The organism is Corynebacterium glyciniphilum AJ 3170, from assembly GCF_007673095.1.
GTDB lineage: Bacteria > Actinomycetota > Actinomycetes > Mycobacteriales > Mycobacteriaceae > Corynebacterium.
On the sequence record NZ_VDYZ01000386.1, the window covers coordinates 1 to 227 of the forward strand.

Annotated in this window: 1 protein-coding gene; it reads left to right on the top strand. The window is 66.5% G+C overall.

Annotated features, from left to right (window positions below):
• Nucleotides 1-35 precede the first annotated feature (35 nt).
• The coding region (locus FS507_RS20165) for a hypothetical protein (protein WP_222121490.1) at nt 36-227 on the top strand (192 nt) is incomplete at its 3' end.

A 227-nucleotide genomic window follows, 5' to 3' on the forward strand; every position in this document is an offset into this window, starting at 1 on the left:
GACTGGGGGAGTGAGGTGAGGGGGGAGGGAGTGTGGTGAGGGATGAAGAGGGGAGGGGTGGAGAGGGGGGGGGAAAGAATGAGAGAGAGGAGAGAGAGGAGGAGAGAAAGGAAGGAGAGGGAGAGCGAGAACGGAGGGGGGGGTGGGGGGGTGTGAGGGTGAGGGAGTGGGGGTGGAGGGGGAGGTGGGTTGGGGGGATGATGGAGAGGGGGGAGACTGGGGCGGGT